This is a genomic window from Methanoculleus horonobensis (assembly GCF_001602375.1).
GTDB lineage: Archaea > Halobacteriota > Methanomicrobia > Methanomicrobiales > Methanoculleaceae > Methanoculleus > Methanoculleus horonobensis.
Genome location: NZ_BCNY01000015.1, coordinates 867,075 through 888,735, shown reverse-complemented (window position 1 = coordinate 888,735; position 21,661 = coordinate 867,075). Strand labels below are relative to the sequence as shown.

The window sequence follows — 21,661 nt, the reverse complement described above, 5'->3', positions numbered from 1 at the left end:
CCGAAGAACGACGTCCTCGTCCGACCAGGCCCGTGCTTTGCGGGTGGTCTCAAACCCGATGGCCCCGAGGATCTCGTCGGCGGTCGCGAAGGGCGAAGGTGCGAAGGTGCGAAGGTGCGAAGGTGCGAAGGTGCGAAGGTGCGAAGGTGCGAAGGTGCGAAGGTGCGAAGGCCACCACGGTCCACTGCACGGGGCGATCCCGGGGGAGAACTAGTTAGAAACAGGTTCTCCCTGACCGATTCGTCTTGGTCTTTCGGGAAACCGGCGTCAGCACCACCCCCTGACGCGGCTTTCCACCGGATATCGCCATGACTGCCCTCGCCCCCGGGAGGGGGCGGGGGAGGAGCGCGCAGCGCGGGCGGGGTGGGGGACGGAGGAGAGCGCTTCATAGGGGGATAAGACGAAGACCTGATATGGTCTGTTATTTTGGAATCGATGCACTAGGATCTAAAGATCGCAATTGAGAGGCATGTATCTGTTCAGAGTTCAAGCACAAGAGATACGACATGCGACTGGCCGAAGGTGCGACGGACAATGTCCGGAGCTTGAGAGGCCGTTAGGCTTCCAGCCGCGATGAGCCGAAGGGCCGGAGCGTGAGCACCCGAAGGGTGGGAGCAGGAGTGTAAGCACCGCTAGGTGCGGGGGCAGATGCACAGCCCCCTTAAAATCCGTGCCAGTGTTACTGCAGAATATCGCCCAATGCAGATCGTGAGAGACAGTTGGATCCCATCTCACCACCTACGGCAAAGAGATCATCATCCGCTCTTCCGTCATCTCCTCGATCGCGTACTTCGGCCCCCCCCGTCCGATGCCCGAACCCCTGACCCTGTCGTAGGGGGCGTGATCCATCCGGAACGTCAAGACGTCGTTGACCACCAGGCCGCCGATCAGGAATCCACGCGGGCCCGTCATAGGGAGAGAATCGATACGGCTCAAAATTACTTTTTCGCCCGGAAGAGCGCGCCGAGGTCTTCTGGAAGCGTCAGGATGACCGGTTCCAGGTGCAGGCGCTCCATGAACGCCGAGTCGCACATGGAGAAGGTATTCGGGTTCAGCCGTGCGATGATGGAACAGAAGGCACGATGGCCTTGCCCCGCTTTTCCGGGGGCATCGAAGAAGATCGAGACGTTGAATGCATGCGTGCCGACGCTCCGGTAAAAGCCGACGACCCGGAGGATACCCTCGGCCAGCGGTTCTACATATGGTTCGAGTTCATCGAGCGTCGCTACCGGGAGGATTCCCCGCACCTCCCGCTCGCCGAGGGGGACGGGGTTCGCCGACCAGAAGATCTCGTCTTCGAAGAGAAGCCGCTCCGAGCAGCGTTCGCGCTCCACGAGGTCATCCCAGTAGAGGCGGCCGTGATCGGCGAGATAACGGCGGCCGCCGGAGATGTAGAGTTCCGCAAGCCGAGTGGGCTCCGCATCGGCGATGCCCTGCAGGTGCGGGTGGACGATGCTCGCACCCGCCGACGGGAGGTTATTCCAGTTGATGCTCGCATACCCCGGGGACCGAGCGAGAGCCTCAGCCGTTCCGGATATGGCATCAGCAAGGCACCTCGCATCGAACCGGCCGGGCCCGTGATCGGAGGTGATCACCGTGACCACGTGGCGCCCGGCGAACGGATAGAGGTTCGGGAACGTCACGCTCTCCCCACACCGGAGCCGGCTTCCGTCCTCGAACGTCGGCGTGGAAGTATCGATAGCACCAGGACAGAAGGGGCAGCCGTCGCGGGATGAAGGCATGGCAGGAGCGGCGTCGATCTGCCTCTCGACCCGGACGGGACTGATCCGGCACCGGATGCCGGTGAGAGACTCCCGGCGGTACTGGAGAATCCCCCGTTCCGTCAGGATCTCGCGGATGGTGAACATGGCCCTTCATACTCCGGTTGGCGCGCCGAGCGTATAAAACCCTGTCCGGACTGCGGACGGTGGCGCCGGAGACCACGGCGAAACCCGGGAGTACCCCGGTCGGTTCGAACTATCCGGCAACGCCGTAAAAAAAGAGATCGTGTTCTTCCGTCTCAGACAATGTACTTGCCGAGGAGGCGGATGGAGTTGGTCATGTCGGGGCCGAGCGGCGAGCCGAAGATGATCTGGGTAACTCCAGCCTTTGTGAGGTCTTCGCACTTCTGCTTGACCATGTCGGGGGTACCGGCGATGGTGAAGGCGTCGATCTCCGCGTCGCCGACGAGTCCGCCGACGGTCTTGAAGTCGAAGCGTCCGAGCGCTTCCTTGATCTTCGCGACGTTGTCGAGGTTGAGTCCGTGGCGCTGGAGAAGCGCGGGCGGGGAACCGGCGGCGATGAATGCGGCAACAATCTTTGCGGCGTTCCGGGCCTTCTTCTCGTCCCTGTCGATGGACATGGCGGTGTAGGCACCGACGTCGAACTTCTTCTTGTCGACTGCTTCCATCGCCTTCTTGATGATCGGGATGGCGACGTCGAAGTCCTTGGGGTTCGAGGCGTTGATCAGGGCGCCGTCACCGATCGTGCCGGCGAGCTCGAGCACCTTGGGACCCTGGGCACCGATGTAGACCGGGATGCCCTTCTTGCCGGGCAGGTTGACGCCGGTCAGCTTGGCACCGTCGTAGTCGAAGAACTCCAGGTTGCCGGACTTCTTGACTTCCTCACCGGCGAGGAGTTTCCGGATCTGCTCGACACCTTCCTTCAGGTGACCGACGGGCTTGACGGGGTCGATCGCGAGCTTGGGAAGGGTCGAGAGGTCGCCGGGCCCGATACCGAGGACGGCACGTCCATCGGAGATCTCGTTCAGGGTAGCCATGAAAGAAGCAATGGCTGCCGGGGTGTCGGTGAACGTGTTCATGATGCCCGGTCCCATCTTGATCGAGTCGGTGTTTGCCGCGATCATGGCAAGGGTCGGGTATGCATGACGGTTGTTGTAGTGGTTGGTGATCCAAGCGTAGTCGATATCCTTCGACTCTGCAAGCTTGGTGTAGTTCACCACCTGCTTGACGTTGATTGCTCCGGGCACAAATTCAATTCCATATGTAGTCAAGGCTATGCACCTCATTGAGTAGTTACGTGCCGGGAGTTATATATATTATCATTTTGTGCTCTCCAAACGACACGTACCGCACAGGTAGTGCAAAACGGAGAGGTGTAACGGGTTCTCCTGGGCATCTGGTGATTCTTCTTCCTTACCCTTGAGGGGGCTTCAGCCGGAGGATGCCAAACCGGAACATTTAAGTATGAATATTTTCTGATTGGGCGGGTTTCGCCCATCCCGGAACGTACAGAAATGTATATGTCCGTCCGCCCACATATTCATCAATAGTTTTGGATGAAATTTATGCATCTTTCGCGGCAAAGGTCACTCCGGGCATGCGAAGGTATCAGGCAGGGAGTATAATCTCATGCGAGTGCTGACGATTGGGCTGGGCGGCGCCGGCTCAAGGGTTGTGGATCAACTCTACAACCATGACCGGCGCAGCAAAGTCTACTGCATGAGTGCGGTAGCGATCGACATCGACCCGAACTCCCTGCTGCAACTCCGCTACCTCCCGGACCCCGCGAGGATCTTCTTCCCGCGGGTCGATATCTCGGATCGTGCCCATATCACGGACGTGATCGATATCGAGGAGGTGATGACCCGCCTCCAGAGTCTGGATACGATGGAGATCGACGCCATCCTCTTCTGCTGCGGGCTCGGTGGCAGCGTCATCGACATCGCGCCGCTCATCATCGCCGAGATCCGGAAGTCCTACATCGAGCCGATCTTCGCTCTTGCCGTACTGCCGTGCCTGGAGGAGGGGAAGCGGATCTCTGCCAAGGCCGCCGACGATCTCGACGTGCTCCAGGAACTCGTCGATGCCGTCGTCCTCTTCGACAACGAGACCTGGTCGAAGAAGATCAAGGTGGCCGCCGCTGCAGCCGAGGCCGAGAACACCGGCGTCATGGGCCAGCTGCGCCAGCTTCCCATTGGGTCGGATCCGAGAACGCACTACAACATGCTCAACGAGAGGGTTGCGCGCCAGATCGGCCTTCTCCTTCGTGCCGGGGAGTTCAACGAATCCGGGCTGGATGTCGCCGAGATCGTTCTGGATGCCGGCGAGGTCCTGAACACCCTGAAAGGGAACGGGTTCGTCGCGGTCGGCTACGCCACGGAGCGACTGCCGACGGGATGGCTGAACGTCCTCCACCGGCGGCAGTCGCTGAAGGACTTCATCCAGGGTTCGCAGGAGAAAGCCGCCCGGATCATCTCCCTCGCCAAAAAAGCGGTCTACGAAGACGTATCGGTTCCCTGCGACCTCACGAGCGCCGACAAAGCGCTGGTGCTGATCGCCGGCCCCTCGGCCGAGCTCTCGATGAAGGGGTTCCAGACCGTCCGAAAGTGGATCGACCGGAGCATCGCCGGGCTCGAGATGCGATCGGGCGATTACCCGGTGAAGAACACATCCTATGTGGGGATCATCATCGTGCTCTCGGGGCTCACCAACGTCCCCCGGGTCGAGGAACTCCGGGATATCCGGACGGAATACCACCTCGAGTGCGAGGAAGAACGGCTGAGGGCGGAAGAGGAGGAGCGGCTGCGTAAAGAGGAGGAAGCCCTGGCAGCCGGCGCCGCCTCCGAGATGCCGGGTGACGATGATGTCTCCGGCTTTGCCTCGCCTCTTGAGTCGGCATATCTCGAGGAGATCGGATACATGACAGAACCAATCACACCGGAGAAGGATGAGATGATCCGGCTCCCGGGCAGCGGCGGGAGCGACCGGAAGCGCAGGGACGATACCATCGATATGCTCCCGAAAGCCGAGAAGAAGCAGGACGACGGGGCCTTCATCCTTCCCCCGAAGCAGGGCGGGAGGGAGATCGATCTCACCGGGTCGGCCTCGATCACCTCGTCGGTGCCCGCCCCGAAGAACTCCACCTTCGGCCTGAAAGGGATCAGCATCGAGAAGACGGGGCCGAAAGACGATGCGGTATCGTACTCCACATCCTTAAAACCCGTGCAGCGGCCGAAAGAAGGGGCGCTCTCCGCAGACGCGGGCACCCTGGATCGCGCGACCCAGCGCCCGAAAGACGGGGTGTTCACCGGTGACCGCGTCACGCTCGGCCACGGAATGCAGCGGCCGAAGGACGGCCTCTTCGAGGAAGCCGGCCTGTGCATGCGCGAAGGAGCGCCCTTACCGAAGGATGGTTCGCTGGGCCGGAAGGGATTTGCCAGATCAGGCCCCACCCCGAAAGAGGTCGAGCCTTCGCGCGGAAGGCTCGAGGTGATCGACACGGCCGCCCGGCAGAAGAGCCGGAACGAAGAGAAGAGATCGGACGACGAGGACGGCGGGATCACCTGGATCCAGTAGCGTCCGCTATTTTTTCGAACGGGATCGTTCCTGCACCAATCTCGGTTTTTATGGCGTAGCCTTTCTCAATGGCATTCGCCACCATGTTCATGCCGCTCAGCGCAACAACGGAGAGGCGGTAGGGGTGCTTCGGGAGGTTGAACTCACCGATGCCCCCTCCGGCAGGGAAGGTGAAGCCGCACTCCTCCATCAGGCCGACAGTCACCTCCACCCGATAGCGTGCGGCCGCAGGCACCGCACGGACGTTCGCAAGCGCGACGCCGGCCCGGGTCGTCACCAGCCGGTTGATCGAGGTGAGTCCGGCGGATATGAAGAGATGAAGCGGGTCGACCGACGTTCCGCGGTAGCCGATGAGATCGAGGAATCCGGCGGATCCGCCTTCATCGACGGCAATTCTGCCGGCATACTCGAGCCTCGTCGGGATACCCATCTTCTGGAGGACGCCGTCCAGGGTGACGCTGCAGGCCGTCATGATCCCGACATGGCCCTCAGGTATGCGGGGGTCGGAATCGACGATCCGGTAGGCGGAGAGAAACCCGTAACCCGCCGCCGCCACCTCGTCGAAGGCTGCCGTGACGGCCTGGAGGTCTTCTTCCCGCACGAAGGAGAGGTTGTAGGTGACGCTGCCCGTGCCGGTCGCCGGGTCGAAGGTGCTCCGGAAGGCAAGCTGTTCGAGCCTCGATATGATGAAGCCGAGCCTCTGATCGACGAGCGCGCTCTCACTCTCGGCGATCCCGGCCTCGGTCAGGAGGCGCCCCCGGTTCCCGGCCTTCTCCGTAAATCCCATCTCGTCGAGGTACTGGAGGTAGTACTGGACGGCGCGGTCGCTCAGGATGAATCCCCGTTCGGCCATCTTCTCGCTCAACCGTTTTGCACCCAGGGGTTCGTGCGATTCCGCAAGAATCCGGAGGATCTCAAGGTACTTCCGTTCCGAACGTATCGAAGGGGTCATCGGGTATGCACCGTGCCAACACTGTCCTGGTACCGGCCCTGATAGAGCCGGTCGCCGCTCAACACTTCCTGCAGGATCATCTGCACGATCCGGTCGCCCGCTGCAAGGCGGATCTCCTCGGCGCCGGTGTTCGTCAGGCAGAGCGTCAGCTGGCCGCGGAACCCGGGATCGACGAACCCGCCGCCGAGGAGGACGCCGCGGCGGGCGAGCGAGGAGCGGCACCGGAGGGTTGCGGCGAGGTCGGCGGGGAGTTCCACCCGCTCGATCGAGGGAACGAGAGTGCATACGCCGCGCGGGAGCACCGTCTCCTCGGCCGCACGGAGATCATAGGACGCGGGCTGCTGGGACGCATCGTGGTACGGCTCGATGACGAGATCGCCGTTTTCGCGCCGGCAAGCGATTTCGCTGGACGAGAGGATCATTGTATAGAGTACTGGCACAAAAACGCTTAATAACTTATGATAGAAACCGAAGAGGGGACCCATGGGGTAGTGGACATCCTTTTGGGCTTCGAACCCAAGGACGCGGGTTCAATTCCCGCTGGGTCCGTTAATTTTTTGGGGTGCGTGAACCACGCACCCAAATAACCGCTACATGATCCGGATATACGCCTGATGCCGCTCCCCGACCTGGATGGGAGGGAAGACCAAACCGGCATCGGGTACGTCGTCTGCAGATGCGCGCACCCGAACCCGGTATTCACCCGGCGGAAGTGCCCGGACATGGAGCGAGGAGGTTTCACCGGTCACGGTCTCGAACCGCACCCAGGAGAGGCCGCCGTCGTTCGAGTATTCCACGGACTCGGTCACGGTTCCCGCCCCGGTGTAGGTGAGGTCCCAGGCAGCGGTGAGGATCTCCTCGACCGGTTCTGTACAGGTGTAGCGCGGGTTTGAGAGCGTCAGCGTCGCGGAGCCGAAACCCGTGTTGCTGAGATCCGGAACGGCCGTGACGAAGGTGTCGGGGAGGGCGAGCTCCGCCGCGTCGTTGAACCGTATCCTGGACCCGGGCCCGAAGACGTTGATGTTGCCGTCGGCAAGCACCCTCAGGCGAAACGTCGCCTCCCAGGTCTGGCCGAGGTGAACCGTCCCGATCTCGAACTCCAGGTTCCGGTCGTCGCTCCAGTCGTCGGTCTGGTTGACGGTTCTTCCCGGCACGATCACATACTCGCCCGTCTCGTTCTCGACCACGCTCTCGATGACGGTCGATATCCCGTCTTCGTAGACGTAGGAGAGCACCCTCTCCCCGTCCCGTTCTTCACCGTTGACCCGAATCGTGCCGAAGTCAAGTCCCATCGTGGTGTTGACGCCGGCTTCCGTCTTGAGGGCCCCGGCGATATCGGTGTAGATCGGGCCCAGGGCATCCGGGGCCGGTGCGTGGTAGTACCTTCCACCGGTCGATGCGGCAATGCTCTGCAGCGTCGACCTCGCGTCACCGGAGAGGCTCTCCGAGTACGAGATCGTGAAGATGCGGATGTCATTGTCCGCGGCGTAAGCCGCCAGATTCTGCCATTTCGAGGGGAGATCCCCATACCGGTAGTAACTCCGGGTCAGCGTCCCGTACTGATCCGGCGAGTAATGGGTCGAACCCGAACCCCGGGCAAGCGGGTCGCCGTACCAGTTGTAATCCCCGTCGGAGAGGAGCACCACGGCCTTTACCGAACCGTCGTCTGCTCCGGCGACCAGGTGGTCGATCGAGACCTTCAGCCCGTGCCGGAGCGGGGTGCCGTGGTCGGGGACGACCCCGTCGAGCGCATCCTTCACCGCCCGGAGATTACGGGTGAGCCCGAGATCGAGCGTAGCGTAGTCATCGTAGGTCTTCGGGCAGGCATAGTCGTTATCGATCTCGTGCGTGCTGATGCCGGAACTGACACCGGGGCGCGAGATACGGCCTTTACCGCCAAACGAGACGGCGGCCGCGCGATCGTGGTTCTCCGAGAACTGATCCACGAAGACTTTTGCCGCCTCGCGTACCGAGTGCATCCGATCGGGGTCGTCATAGAGCATGCTCCCCGACCGGTCGGTGCAGAGCACCACATCGATCGGGTCCGGCTGGAACGCCCACCCGTCGCCTATGAGCCGGATCGTGACGTCGACCGTATCGTTCACCGCCACCGTCTCGGGAGAGACCACTGCTTCCACCGAGAGGTAGGGGTAGTTCTCCCAGGCCAGGGGGATCGTCCGGGTGGTGCCGTTCCAGGTAGCGGCGATGTCGCACCCGCCCCTCGCCGCGGCGCTCCAGCGCGGATCAGTCCGGTCGGTCGTGAACGTGCCCGGGTAGAACCGGACGACAGCGTAACCATCGTCATCGGTCTCGGCAGAGGACGCAGAGAGGTACGGGGCGGCGACCTGCAGGAATTCGCCGGTATCGACGTCTCGGATAGCGAAGGTTACGTCTTCTCCACCGACCGGGTTTCCTCTCACGTCGACGACCTTCGCACGGAGGGTTGCCGGTCTTGAACCCGGCACGTCGAGGCTCGGCATGGACTGGGGGTTTGCCGAGAGGAGCATATCTACAGGGACGGTGTGCACGAACTCAACAACCTGCGATACCGTCACGCTTGCGTTGTCCGCGGCCGTTGCGGTGACGGTGATCCTGCCGGTGGTATCCTTCGGGCCGTAGGTGAGGCGGGCGACGCCCGATCCGTTCGTCGTCAGGACGGTGCCTTCCCCTGCGAGCGTGGTGGCGACCCGGATATCCCGGCCGGCTGCGGGGTTGCCCCAGGAGTCGAAGAGCCGGTAGGTCAGGGTAAACGTACTCTCGCCATCGGCGGGCTGGTAGGGTTCCGGATCGGCATCGGGATTGACCGAGACGGCAACTGCGGCCGGAAGCCCGGCGGGGAGCCCGCGGATGGAGATGTAGCGGTCGATTTCGCCCGAAGGAACAGTTATCCGGACGATGTTCTCGCCGACGGTGCGGGCGGTTCTGAAGGGCACCCGGACGTATCCGGTGGCGTTGACCGTCCGTTCGATCTCGGGCACCGGAGCGCCCCCGTCGTCGATGAAGACGGCATCGTCGTCGATCGAACCGACGCTGAAGTGGACGGCCTCGGTGACCCGGCTATCGTCCACGGGGTTGCCGTACCGGTCGGCCAGCCCCACGGTGATGACGGTGACGTCGCCCGCGGCAACCTCGAACTCATAGTCAAGGTACGTGATGCGGCTGGCCGTGCCGTGGTCGATCGGGAGGTGAAACGTCTCTTCTACAGTCCCGGCCCGTGCGGTTATCACGGCGACGCCGCTCGTCCTGCCGGGGATGAACGTTACAACCGCGGTTCCGGATGCATCGGTGGTGACGGTTGCAGGCGAGATGCGGCCGAAGACCGGGTCGACCCCGAACGCCACGGTGCAGTTGTCGAGCGGCATCCCGCTCCCGTCGAAGACCTGCACGGTTATTTCAGCGGGCTCGGTTCCGCCTGCCGCCAGCCAGCCGGCATCGCTCGATATGAGGATCCTATCGGGATCTGTCGCACTCGCCGCAGGAACGATCAGGCCGAGCAGGATCGTGAGGAGGAATAATTTTTTGAAATTCATACTGAGATCAGGAAGCCGTGATCCCATGCAATATATATAAGAGTTTTTATTTGATCTTGGTCAGAGGAGATCAGAAATGGCGCTTAAAACGGATTGAATAACCCCAATTTTAGATCTTATGGAGTATTTTTCAATCTGAATCGGGGCAGGGCGATCACCCGCGCCACAGAACAATAATATAGTAATTACTTCAAATAATTTTAACACATGAAAGACCAGTAAATCAGTCAATACTGGCCCCATCACCCGGTTAAAACGTGAACAAACGGATCAAAATGTGCAATGCTTTCGGGAGAGCGGCGAACGTTCCGCGATGAATAAATACAGGTTCGTGCAGGTAACCGGGAGCGCCCGGAGGCGAAATCTGCAGGCACCCAGTGTCTCCGGATACGGGTCACGGGAGAAGGGTGCCGCGACCGTCAGGCACAGACGGTCGGCCGTGGGGGAGTGCGGGCCGCTGAACCCCCGGAGGCGCACCGGCACAGGAAAAAAAGGGTGCCGGAGCCACTCACCGGATACGGATATACGCGATTCCGGTCGTCCCGGCGGCCACACCCAGGGTAATCTCTGCCGAGGCATCCTCGGTATCCGGTGCAGAACCGCGGATCCGGATGGCGTAGTCACCGGGAGGGAGACCCCGCACGTCGAGTGTTGATGTGCCGGCCGTCGTCGTATTCGTGGCGCTGAGGGTGTCGAACTTCACCCAGGTGTACTCGTTGTCGTTGGAGTAGAAGAGATCCTCCGTCACGCTGTACAGGCCGGTGTAGTTGAGATCCCAGGCGACCGGGAGGAGCTCCTTGACCGGCTCGGTGCCGGTGAACCGGAAGTTGCTGATATTGAGCGCCGCAAAGTTCATCCCGGTGTTGTTCAGGGGTACGGCCGTGATGAAGGTGTCGGGAAGCGTCAGGGAATCGGTGCCGTTGTTGAACGAGATCGTCGACCCCGGGCCGAAGACGTTGATGTTGCCTTCCGTCTTCACCGCAAGCCTGAAGGTCGTCTCCCAGGTCTGGCCGAGGCGCACGGTGCCGATGTTGAAGGGGAGGTTCTGGTCATCGTTCCAGTCGAGGGTCTGGTCGATGGTATTGAAGGGGATGACCGTATAGTTTCCGGTCTCGTTGACGACCCAGCTCTCGATGGTGGTCGATGCCCCGTCTTCGTAGACATACTCGAATACACCGGATCCGGAGGTGAGGTTCCCGTTCACCTCGACATTTTCAAAGGCGACATTCAACTCCGTATCGACGCCCGCCTCGGTCTTGAGTTCACCGGCAATACGCTCGTATATGTCGGTGAGATCATCACCGTTCCTGGCATGCTCATAGAACCCGCCGGTCGATGTCGAGAGTGTGCGCATCGTGTCGCGGACCGTTGTGCTGGGACTGTAGGCGAACGTGATCATGTAGAGTTTCACGTTGTTGTCGACGGCAAACCGGGACATGTTCTGGTTGGTGGTCTCGCCGTCGATGCAGTACGTATATTCACGGTCGGGGTTCCACCAGTTGTACCACTTCGTCCCGCTCCGGAGCGTTCCGCCGAGGCCGTCGTAGTACCGGTAGTTATCCGGCTCCAGGTTGCTGCCGCTGAAGGTGTAGGCCCATGCCGAATCAGCTGGATACCCCGTCCCGTGGCCAATCGGGCTTCCGTCGTAGTTCCAGTCGCCGTCGGTCATGACGACCACGGCTCTGACGGCGTTGGGTCGATCCTCCTTCTCTTTCTGCATGAGGATCGCCTCATAGATTCCCCGACGCAGCTGGGTTGCGCCGTTCGCGTTAAGAGCATTCAGTTTCGTGGTCACCTCTTCGAAAGAATCGCCCAGTTCGTTATCCACCGTTGTAGAGGAGGAGAACGAGACAAGGCCGATCCGATCCCGCCCGGGGTTCATCTGTTCGATGAACGTGGATGCCGCAGTCTTTGCCGCCGCCATCCGCGTCGGTGTCACGTCCGTGCCCGACATACTCCCCGACCGGTCGATCACCAGCACCACGTCGATCGGGTCGGGCTGGAGCGCCCACCCGTCGCCTTTCAGCCGGATCGTGACGTCGACCGTATCGTTCACCGCCACCGTCTCGGGAGAGACCTCCGTCTCCACCGAGAGGTAGGGGTAGTTCTTCCAGGTGAGCTCGATGTCCCGGCTGACGTTGCCCCACGTCGCCCGGACGGTCGCCGTCCCGGTCGCGGTGTCGCTCCAGCGCGGATCGCTCCGGTCGATCGTGAACGCGCCCGGCCGGAACTCCACCGTCGCATACCCGTCGGTATCGGTCTCGCCCGATGCCGTCGCCAGTTCAGGTTCTCGGGTCTGCACGTAGGGCGTACAGTTCGTCGACACGATTGCGAACGTCACCGTCTCGCCCTCGACCGGGTTCCCCCTGACATCCATCACCTTGGCCCGGAGTCGCGAGACGGACTCGGCTTTGACGTCCCGGCTCGGCATCGACTGCGGGCTTGCGGAGAGGAGCATGTTCGTCGGATCAGTGCTGGTGAACTCGATCTCCTTTGATACGCTCACGCCCGGGTTCGCTGCTGCCGCCGCGGTGACGATGGCCCGGCCGACGGAGTCCTCGGGCCCGTAGGTGATCATCACCTGCCCCAGTGAGTTGGTGTTGAGGAGGCGGCTCTCCTGCTCATCCGGCTGGTTCAACCGGAGCAGGGTGGCGTTCACCCAGAGGCCATGCCCGGGAACAGGGTTTCCGTACTCGTCGAGCAGTGTGTAGGTGAGCGAAGCTTTCGTCTTCCCGTCGGCCGGAATCGAACCGCTCTCCGGAGCGACAACCTGCGCGATATCGACCGGCAGCCCCCCTATCCCGGTGATGGAGATCATATCGCTCCCGATCGGTGCCGGGGGCTGGATCCAGACGAGGTTCTCCCCGGCCATCGTATCGACCCGGAGCGTCGCGGTGGCGTTCCCGGCCGCGTCCACCGGCACCGTGTGCGCGTCTATAAGGGAGGCACCGGCCACAAACCCTGCCGGGGGGCTTACCATGAAGAGCACGGTCTCGGCCTCACGCCGGTTGTCAACCGTATTTCCATACAGGTCTTCCATCCTGACGGCGATCTCCGTCGTCCCTCCGACGGTCACCTCACGATCGTACCGGATACCGGCTATCTTATTCGCTCTTGCATGGTCAATCTGCTGCTCGACGCTCCCCGTCAGGGGCACACCAACCCCTTCCGAGACCGTCGCCGCGATCGTTGCCGTCCCGGCGACCGTCCCGTGCCTGAAGGTCGCCGTCGCCGTTCCGTCACTATCCGTGACCACGCGCGCAGGCGAGATGCTCCCGTAGACGCTGTCCACTGTAAGATCCACGGCAACGCCGGGAACCGGAGCGGCAGGGGTGCCGTTTGTGACCAGCACCGTGACGGCCGCGCTCTCCCCGCTCCCCGCCGTCAGCCAGTCGCTGCTCGTAGCGACCTCGGCCGCATCGGGCATCAGGGCAGCGGCCGGAACCACAAGAAGGAGCAGCCCGGCGATGATTATGTAGGTGCATATCCACGCTCTCATAATGTCTCAAGGAGGGTCATTTAACCTAACTAGTATATAATAATATCCCATTGATAAAAATCAAGCTAGATCCGAATAGTACGATTTTAAAGCTAAATATTAGCTAGATGTAGAAATTATTTAGATTTGGGGCGTTCGCCTCGAACAACCATGCGGCAGGGTTTGGAATACTGCAGAATTTGTTTCCTTCCAGGAAAAAAACCGTTCACGGGCCCACACGGGGCCGGGTGCCGAAGAGGGGGAGGCGGGGAGGGGAGCTGGCGGGGTTCGCCGGCAGGCCACAACGTTGCCCGGGTTACACAGGTATGTAGATGACTAGATCTCGGTGTTCAATAAGCATGCGGGAGATCATAATCCGCTCGTCTCAAAGAAGAGGCAACAGGTTGCCTTGTTGCTTATTCAGATCAAAAAAAGAGGAGATGAGGATATGCATTAACTAATTTTGATATATGACCTGCCGCTTGCCCCAACCTGAACGGAGTCCGCCCATGTAACCTCATCACTCGCACCGTCATCGTCAGGTGTGATCTCCTGGGCAAAAACCCGTATCTTGTACCACCCTTCCTTTTCCCCGAGGTTAAGAGTGGTCGAATACGTGCCGTTAACATTGGTGTCTGCGGGGTGGTGCAGCGTATCGGCCTCGTGCCAGTTGCCGTCCCACCAGATATCGTCCTGGCTGAACTGGTACATGATCTTCTGTGTCACGGATCGGTTTCCTGTGTAGTTAAGGCCCCAGGTGGGGACAAGAATGCCGGAGTCATCCGTGTCGAGAGATTCCTGGGTCAACCAGATCTGCGCCGCGGCAGCGCCGGACTCACTGAGGTTATGGCTGGCGGTGATGAAGGTGTGGGGGAGATGCAGTTCCGTCGGGCCCACGCTGCCGTTGAACTTGATGACGGAATCGTTGCCGAAGATGTCGATGTTCCCCTCTTTCAAGACCTTCAGGCGGAAGGTGGTTTCCCAGGTCTGGTCGAGGAAGATGTCTCCAACTTCAAAGCTGAGGGTCTGGTCGCCTTCCCAATCTCCGCTCAGGTCTTCCCACTCCGGTCCCCAGATGGTCGTTTTGTTGTCTGTCCAATACTTGACCATCTTGGTCGGCGGCTCATAGTCAAAGACGTCCTCTGTGGGCGTGGAGGTATTGATCATGACCTTATCGAACGCCAGGTCCATCGTGGTGTTGACGCTGGCCGCCTCCTGGAGGTTCCGCGCAATCTTGGTGTAGATCTCGGCAAGGTCACCGCCAGAAGGCGCATGATGGTGTTCTCCACCAGTCTCGCTTGCAAGGATTTCCATTGTATTCCATGTGTGGCTACCATTTATGATGTCGTCGGAGAACGATATCATGTACAGCTGGATATTGTTGTTGCTAGCATAGGTAGACATTCTCTGTTCAGCGCCTCCAAGATTCGAGAAGTAAGTATAATCGTTCTGGGTATTCGACCAATCAAATTTAGTTCTCCCTGCACCCCGTGCAAGCGGGTCGCCATAGTAGTTATACTCGCCGTCGCCGAGAACAACAACCGCTTTCACGGCATTGGAACGACCGTTATCCTTTAACTCGGTGATAGATTTGTAGATGCCATAACGCATCGGTGTCCCCGAATCGGGGATCATCCCTTCGATAGTGGTATTAATTGTTGACGGGTTGCTGCTCAGTTCAAGATCGAGGGTCGCGTACTCTGCGTAGTATCTATCGCTGCCATAGTGCGTATTGCGATAAACCGAGTCATCCGAGGTTTTGTCATCCCAACCCAGCCATCCCCCAACGAGCCAATTATAGTAAAGGAGATCTGTCTGCCCCTGGCCGCCAAAGGACACAAGTCCAAGTCGGTCATATCCATGATCAATCTGGACATTGAAGATCTTGGAGGCATCCATCGCCTTGACCATACGATCGGGATTGTCTTTCAGCATACTCCCCGAACGGTCGGTGCAAAGCATCACGTCGATCGGCTTCTTCTGGAGGGCCCAGCCGTCGCCGATCAACTGGATCGTGACGTTCACACTGCTGTTCACAGCAACCACCTGGGGCTCGACCATGACATTGACGCTGAGGTAGGGGTAGTTCCTGAACGACACTGTAGTGTCTTCCTGCATACCTTCCCATTCGGCCTGGATCGTTGCACTCCCCGAGGCCATATCATTGTATAGGGGATCTGACATATCCCGGGTGAAGGCTCCGGGGTGGAATTCGATCGTGGCAAACCCATCCTCATCGGTCATGGCAACAAGAGGCGCACCATCTTTCTTGGAAATGGAGATGCCGTTCGATATCCAGGGCTCGTCAGTCATCAAATTTCCCTCGCCGTCGACCCTGGTGATCCCGAACGAAACACTCTCGTTTCGAACAGGGTTGCCCTTTGAGTCCATTACCTTCGCTTTGATCGAAGAGACGATATCGCCTTTCACATCCCCGCTCGCGATGGTCTGGGGGACGGCGGTAAGAACCACACCGGTCGGGTCAGCGCTGTAGAAGCCCACCTTCTGTGTACATGAAACACTGCTGTTATTGACGGCGGTCGCGGTTATCTCTGCGACGCCGACCCGGTCAAGCGACCTGTACGTGATCTGTGCCTTACCCATACTGTTTGTTCTGGTGAACAACTCCTCCGGGTTCAGGAAACCGGATATCGGCTGGACGTTTACTCGTATCTCCCGATCACCTGCGGGGTTGTCATACTCGTCATAGAGTGTGTAGGTGATGGTGAACTGTTCGCCCAGCGGCAGTTCGGGGTAGTAATCGGGGTTCGGATCCGCCACCATCGGGGAAACGGACTGGTAGATCTCCGACGGCTCTCCATTCGCAAGCCCGGTGATAGTCAGAGAGCGTGGCCCGATATTTCCGGGAAAAGTTACATAAACAATATTTTGCCCGGCCATCGTGTCGACCCGAAGCGTTGTGGTGGCGTTCCCGACAGAATCCACTGGCACTTTGACCTCATCCATGCCGTTGGCGAACGTCGCATTGCCCGTCGGCGAACCCACCATAAACGTCACCTCCTCGGCCACGTTCCGCCCGTCCACCACATTTCCATACCGGTCCACCATCCGGACGACGATATCCGTCGTCTCCCCGGCAGTCACTTCCGGATCGTACCAGAGATTGGCAATCTTATGCGGTGTCGCGTGGTCGATCTCCTGCTCGCCGCTGTCGGTCAGAGGCGCGTGCAGTTCCTCGTGCGACACCTCCCCTGTGATAATTGCCGTCCCGGCAACGGTCCCGTGCCGGAAAATCGCCGTGGCCTTTCCGTCATACCCTGTGACCACGTACGCGGGCGAGATACTCCCATACTCATCATCATCCACCGCGAGATAGACAACAGCACCGGCAACCGCAGTGGCAGGGGTGCCGTTTGTGACCCGCACCATGACGGTCGCGGTCTCCCCGCTCCCCGCCGTCAGCCATTCACCGCTTGTAATGATCTCGACATTATCAGGTATCAGCGCCCCGGCCGGGGCCGCAAGAAAGAGCAGCCCTACCACCAGGCACGCATACGTCCATCCGTTCATACGTCACCGTATGTCACCCTGACACGGCATACCATATAAATGTTATTGACAAAACAGGCTTCTCAGAAAGACCCTTTGTCGAATCAGACGAATATTCTCGCGTTAAACGAGCATATTCGCCGCATAACACCTCTGATACGAAGAAGAGGCGTTGGCTCTCCGGCAGGTACAACGCTCCCTCCTCCAGAAACAGAACAGGCCGCCAGGCCCGGGAAAAAGATATCGCCGGAAACCCGGCCCCGTAAAAAAATAAGATGGGGTTACAGGCTGTCCGGACGGCGCGGCTTGCCCCGGTTCCGCCCGGCCCGCCTGTATCGCACGACCATGACCGCTGCAAGGAGAAGCACGGCAACAACCCCGACACCGGCCACGAGCACCCAGACGTTGAAATCTTTCTCCAGGACCAGCGGAATGGTGGTTTCGGCTATGCCGAGCGGGATATCGGCATCGATCGATATGTTCCGGTAACCCTCACAGGCAGCGGTGACGGCATGCACCTTGTTCGTGACGAGCGGTGTCTTGAGGGAACCCAGGCCGTCGGTCACTCCGATGACCTGTCCGTCGATGACGACGACCGCTCCGGCAACCGGGTTGTTCTCAGGGTCTGACGCGCGGATGGTCACGCTCGCCCGGTCGTAACCAAGCTCGGCGACGATATCCTCGCCCTGTCCGGTGATCTGGCGGGTTTCGCTCCAGTCCGCGTAACCGGGCGCCCGCACCACGAGTTCGTAGGTGCCTGCATGGATATTGGAGAGCATGAACCTGCCGTACTGGCTGGTCTTGCCCTGCAGCGTCCCGTTGAGATAGATCTCAGCCGCTTCGACCGGCTTCGTCGCCTCGTTGAAGACCGTTATCGAGACGGGGTATTCCGACTTCGAGAGACGTACCGGGAGGAAGACGTCGTCCACCTCCAGGTAGCGGCTCTCCTGGTAGGGCTGGTAGTCGGGCGCCGTTATCCTGAAGGAGTACCTCTTCGCACGCTCCAGGTGGAACTGCAGTCTGCCGTCGGCATCGGTCTCCCCTGCGCGCGCGTTGTCGATATACACCTCCGCACCCTTGAGCGGGGTGGAGGTCTCGACGTCCAGCACCTGGATGCCCAGGATATCATTGGAGAAGAGCAGGCACTGGACGGTTCTACTGCTGCTCTCCATCTGCACGCTCTTTGAGAGGTCATGGTATCCCGAAGCGCGGATCTCGGCGTTGTACAACTCATTCGCCTTCACCGGGAAGTTCACGCTCCCGCTGCTCCCGCTGACTTCGGAATCTGAGTAATCGTTACCCGTAACGCGCACCACGCCGCCTACGATCGGATTCAGGGTACCCGCATCGTAGAGCTCGAACATGAGGGTCGCGTCCTCCCGGATCATATCGATCTCGACGCGGGTCGCGTCATAATCGACGTACTCCACCCAGTTCCGGTAGCCTTTCCGGACGACTTTCAGGTACAGGTCCTTCTTCCCGGAATGGGCGTAGGAGTAGGTTCCAGCGGAGTTGGTGCTCCCCACGTAGTCCCCATCGATGTATATCGAGGCATCGGCAAGCGCGTCATCGGTCCTATCGTCGACCACGCTGATGCGCAGGGTGACCGCCTGCGCCGTGCAGCAGAGGAGGGCGCAGGAGATCAGAAGAACTATGACGAGACGACTTTTCTTCATGAAGGAGTATTATTGCGGCAAAAAATTTGAGTGCATCGGTTTACACCCAGCGCTCGGATGGGATACGTTCAAGTACCATACCTTCCACAACCACCGGCATCAGCGTCCGGCCGACCTCGATCGCACGTTCGAGCCGCCATTCCCGCTCGGCGTAGATGGTGAAGATGGGGTCGCCCTTCTTGACCCGGGTCCCCTTCTTTGCGTGGATCTCGAGCCCCGCGCCGTGATCGTAGGGCGACCCCGCGAGCCGGGCGAGCGTGACGAGCGCGCTGTTGTTCAGTTCGATGACGTAGCCGTCCTGCGGCGCCCGGACATCGAACCGGTACTCGCCCGGAACGATATCCTCGGCCTTCACGGTCGGATCACCGCCCTGGATCTCGATGATCTGCCGCATCTTCTCGAGCGCCTTCCCGCTCCGGAGTAGCTCTGCGGCCGCCTGGTACCCCTGCCCCTGTGCGGCCTTCCCGGCCATCTCGAGCGCAATCCCGGAGAGCGAGAGGCTCTTCTGGACCAGGGAACTCGGTTCGGTCGCGCCTTCGAGGACGGCGAGGGCTTCACGCACCTCGAGGTTCGGGCCGATGGTGTGGCCGACGAGCGACTCCCCATAACTGAGCGCGCACTCGACCCGCATGCCGAGCCGTTCCCCGATCTCGATGAACTCCCGGGCGAGTTTCCGGCCCTCCTGGGGGTCCGGGATCTTGGTGTTGCGACCGACCGGGATGTCGATGACCACGAGGTCGGCGCCGACGGCAAACTTCTTCGCCATGACGCTCGCGATCATCTGGCCCCGGGCGTCGATCCGGAGCGGGTACTCGTAGGTGATGATCTTGTCGTCAGCGGGGGCGATGTTCGTGGCGCCGCCCCAGACGATGACACCTCCGACCTTCTCGGTCATCTGCTGCACCTCGGTCGCCGTGAATGAGACCGGCGCGAGAACTTCCATGAGGTCGGCGGTCCCGCCGGCGCCGGTGATGGCGCGGGAACTGGTCTTCGGGATCAAAAGGCCGCTCGCGGCGATGATCGGCGCGATCAGGAGGGTGATCTTGTTCCCGGGCACGCCCCCGATGGAGTGCTTGTCGACGATGGGGTGCCGGGTGAAGTGGAGGCGCTCCCCGGTCTCGACCGTGGCCCTCGTCAGGTACTCCACCTCGTCCATGTCGAGGCCGTTGATGTACGACGCGGTGACGTAGGCGGTGATCTCGCCGGGCGAGAGGATGTCGTCGACGATATCCCTGACGATATCCACGGTCTCGTCCTTGGTGAACCGGCCGCCGTCCATCTTCTTCTTGATGTGCCGGAGGGATGCGGGCCGCTCGGCACTCCGGACCACGACAACGGCCCCTTCGTCGACGGCAAGCGTCGCGTTCAGCGGGCGGTAGACCCCGATGACACCCGGCTCGATGAGCGAGCCGGTGGTGTCGACGTGGGCCTGGGCGGTCTTTCCGGTCGCCTCGTCGGCGACCAGAACGCGGTCGCCGTCGCGGACCCGCATGTTCCTGGCGTCGGTGCTGTGGAGGAGAACCCCACGGTTTGCGATGTCGAGTAGTTTCACGGTCAGTTTCATACGTGTAACCCCATCCTACCTGAAATTGAGGTTTTGTACTACTTAAGGACGGCTGATCGGGGGAGCGGGCAGACGGCATCTACCCGGAGCCCAACATTCCCCGGACTTCTCTCGCGGCGTTTGGTGTGGATACAGATCCCGGCGAAGCACCGGACCGGGAGCTACGCCTCATCCAGGCGAGACGGCGCTTGGGTGAGGTTATAGTGAGAGGGGTCGGGCGGGCTGCTCAGCGGCCCTGCAGTCCAGCAAGGATCTCCGCAACTGCCCGCTTGAACTCAGGGAGATCTTCTCCGGTGATAGCCCAAACGGCCTCCAGGTCCACACTCATGTACTGGTGGATCAGGACGTCACGAAGACCCGCAATCCGGCGCCACGGGATATCTGGATGTTCCTCCTTCAGAAATACCGGAATCTGTTTCACCGCCTCGCCGATAATCTCAAAGTTCCGTATCACCGCGTCCTGTGCCATCGGGGAGTTCATGAACACGTCTCGCCCTTCTCGCGTATAATCCTCAATCCGCTCTATCGACTCGAGGATATGGATGAGATAGAGGCAGTCGTCACTCACAGCGGCACGGCCTCCCGGCAGACGCGATCCCTGATATACCAGTGCAGTCCTTTCTCGGTCACCACGTCGACATCACGGCCAAGCAGGTCTTGCAGATCCTGGGCGAGGGCAATGTGGTCAAGGAGGCTCCTTCCGGGCTCGAACTCGACGAGGAGGTCGAGGTCGCTTGCCGGGGTCTCCTCACCCCGGGCCACCGATCCAAAGACTCTGAGGGTGCGGGCACCATGTCTGGCTGCGATCTCGAGGATCTCATCCCTTCTTTTGAGCAGTTCCGCATGCAGACTCATTCAAACCCTCTCCTGCATCGATCTTATGGAGCAGGGGATATAAGGGTTCGCCCGAGAGGCGAGGATGCGCTGAACCCCTGCAGAACGCATATCCTTTGGTGGGGCTATTATAGGATGAGGGGCTGGTTCGGGGATGCTTCGGGAACCAAAGACCACGAGGCGGTGCGGGCCATCATACGGGCAGCGGCGTGATGCGGCAGGTAAAAGGCGATCACGGCGACATCAAAATGCCGTCCGGAGCGATTATAACTCTGCCCTGGTCAAAGGAGCTAAAGATCGGACTTCTTACGGCGGCAATAAAGAAAGCCGGATAAACAGAGGAAGAGTTGCTTGCATTGCTTTAAAATGGAGGTGCTAAAAATGGAGTTTACGGTTGTGATCCAGAAGGCCGAAGAGGGCGGGTTCTGGGCAGAAGTCCCGGGGCGTGTGGTCACCCAATTCGGGGCTCCTCCTCCAGCAGTCGATGATAGTCCATGTACATAGGGACAGTAGGGACAGGATCGGAACGTTTGCTCATTGCCCGTTTGAACCCAAATTTCTCGTAAAAGCCCACGGAGCCGGGTTTTGCATCCACCGTGATGATCCTACATCCGACATACCCGGATATCATTATTGTGAGCGCCAGGACCTCGCGGAGCATCAGAGAACCAATGCCTTTTCTCTGATGCGTTTTTGATGTTGCCAGTCGGGCGATTTTGATTGCAGGATACTTCCTGTAAGGATACCCTCGTCTCCCATCACTCCATCGAATCCTCGATCAGGAATTCGTCCAGAACAG

15 protein-coding genes and 1 tRNA gene are annotated in these 21,661 nt (G+C 60.3%); 3 read left to right on the top strand and 13 right to left on the bottom strand.

The annotated features are described in order from the left end of the window. Positions 1-214, top strand: a 214-nt coding sequence (locus MCUHO_RS12800) for a hypothetical protein (protein ID WP_235808267.1), incomplete at its 5' end; no start/stop codon positions are given. 524 nt (positions 215-738) lie between these two features. Here MCUHO_RS12800 and MCUHO_RS12680 read toward each other — a convergent pair. From MCUHO_RS12680 to MCUHO_RS12160, 3 genes are all read right to left on the bottom strand, one after another. Beyond that, a complete protein-coding gene (locus MCUHO_RS12680) occupies positions 739-912 on the bottom strand; it encodes a hypothetical protein (protein WP_201786431.1) in 174 nt (57 codons plus the stop codon). Positions 913-938: 26 nt separating this feature from the next. Next, positions 939-1,868: a galactose-1-phosphate uridylyltransferase gene (locus MCUHO_RS12165; RefSeq protein WP_067078729.1), complete on the bottom strand. Its 930-nt coding sequence runs from the start codon at positions 1,866-1,868 to the stop codon at positions 939-941. Between the two features lie 152 nt (positions 1,869-2,020). After that, positions 2,021-3,028: a 5,10-methylenetetrahydromethanopterin reductase gene (locus MCUHO_RS12160; RefSeq protein WP_067078727.1), complete on the bottom strand. Its 1,008-nt coding sequence runs from the start codon at positions 3,026-3,028 to the stop codon at positions 2,021-2,023. Between the two features lie 343 nt (positions 3,029-3,371). Between MCUHO_RS12160 and MCUHO_RS12155 the strand changes: the two genes are divergently transcribed. After that, positions 3,372-5,318 carry a tubulin/FtsZ family protein gene (locus tag MCUHO_RS12155; protein ID WP_067078725.1) on the top strand — a complete coding sequence of 649 codons (1,947 nt, stop codon included), beginning with the start codon at positions 3,372-3,374 and terminating at the stop codon, positions 5,316-5,318. Here MCUHO_RS12155 and MCUHO_RS12150 read toward each other — a convergent pair. Both MCUHO_RS12150 and MCUHO_RS12145 read right to left on the bottom strand, forming a co-directional pair. Then, a complete protein-coding gene (locus tag MCUHO_RS12150) occupies positions 5,302-6,270 on the bottom strand; it encodes a DUF128 domain-containing protein (protein ID WP_067078723.1) in 969 nt (322 codons plus the stop codon). The two genes, MCUHO_RS12155 and MCUHO_RS12150, sit on opposite strands and share 17 nt — an antisense overlap. Beyond that, positions 6,267-6,692 carry a dCTP deaminase gene (locus MCUHO_RS12145; RefSeq protein WP_067078721.1) on the bottom strand — a complete coding sequence of 142 codons (426 nt, stop codon included), beginning with the start codon at positions 6,690-6,692 and terminating at the stop codon, positions 6,267-6,269. The genes MCUHO_RS12150 and MCUHO_RS12145 overlap by 4 nt, the downstream gene beginning before the upstream one ends. A gap of 55 nt (positions 6,693-6,747) precedes the next feature. Here MCUHO_RS12145 and MCUHO_RS12140 point away from each other — a divergent pair. Next, positions 6,748-6,819 (top strand) — tRNA-Arg (locus MCUHO_RS12140). Between the two features lie 41 nt (positions 6,820-6,860). On the opposite strand, the gene MCUHO_RS12135 is transcribed toward MCUHO_RS12140, so the two are convergent. The 8 genes from MCUHO_RS12135 to MCUHO_RS12100 all read right to left on the bottom strand — a co-directional run bounded on the left by MCUHO_RS12135 (position 6,861) and on the right by MCUHO_RS12100 (position 21,583). Further along, the gene (locus MCUHO_RS12135) at positions 6,861-9,800 is read right to left on the bottom strand and encodes an Ig-like domain-containing protein (RefSeq protein WP_067078719.1); all 2,940 of its coding nucleotides are present in this window, start codon (positions 9,798-9,800) and stop codon (positions 6,861-6,863) included. A gap of 508 nt (positions 9,801-10,308) precedes the next feature. Next, entirely contained in the window at positions 10,309-13,299 is a 2,991-nt protein-coding gene (locus MCUHO_RS12130; RefSeq protein ID WP_067078716.1) for a VWA domain-containing protein, read from the bottom strand. A gap of 432 nt (positions 13,300-13,731) precedes the next feature. Next, positions 13,732-16,809: a hypothetical protein gene (locus MCUHO_RS12125; protein ID WP_067078714.1), complete on the bottom strand. Its 3,078-nt coding sequence runs from the start codon at positions 16,807-16,809 to the stop codon at positions 13,732-13,734. Between the two features lie 260 nt (positions 16,810-17,069). Continuing rightward, positions 17,070-18,464: a carboxypeptidase regulatory-like domain-containing protein gene (locus MCUHO_RS12120; protein ID WP_067078712.1), complete on the bottom strand. Its 1,395-nt coding sequence runs from the start codon at positions 18,462-18,464 to the stop codon at positions 17,070-17,072. Positions 18,465-18,504: 40 nt separating this feature from the next. Then, complete coding sequence (locus tag MCUHO_RS12115; protein ID WP_067078709.1) at positions 18,505-20,028, bottom strand: AMP phosphorylase; 1,524 nt, start codon at positions 20,026-20,028, stop codon at positions 18,505-18,507. Between the two features lie 226 nt (positions 20,029-20,254). Continuing rightward, positions 20,255-20,596 (bottom strand): HepT-like ribonuclease domain-containing protein, encoded by a 342-nt coding sequence (locus MCUHO_RS12110; RefSeq protein ID WP_048114147.1) that lies wholly within the window; start codon positions 20,594-20,596, stop codon positions 20,255-20,257. Then, positions 20,593-20,883, bottom strand: coding sequence for a nucleotidyltransferase family protein (locus MCUHO_RS12105; protein ID WP_048114148.1), 291 nt, complete (start codon positions 20,881-20,883; stop codon positions 20,593-20,595). Before MCUHO_RS12105 ends, MCUHO_RS12110 begins: the two co-directional genes overlap by 4 nt. 430 nt (positions 20,884-21,313) lie before the next feature. Continuing rightward, on the bottom strand, positions 21,314-21,583 hold the full coding sequence (locus MCUHO_RS12100; protein WP_268872798.1) for a GNAT family N-acetyltransferase: 270 nt from the start codon (positions 21,581-21,583) through the stop codon (positions 21,314-21,316). Positions 21,584-21,661 lie beyond the last annotated feature (78 nt).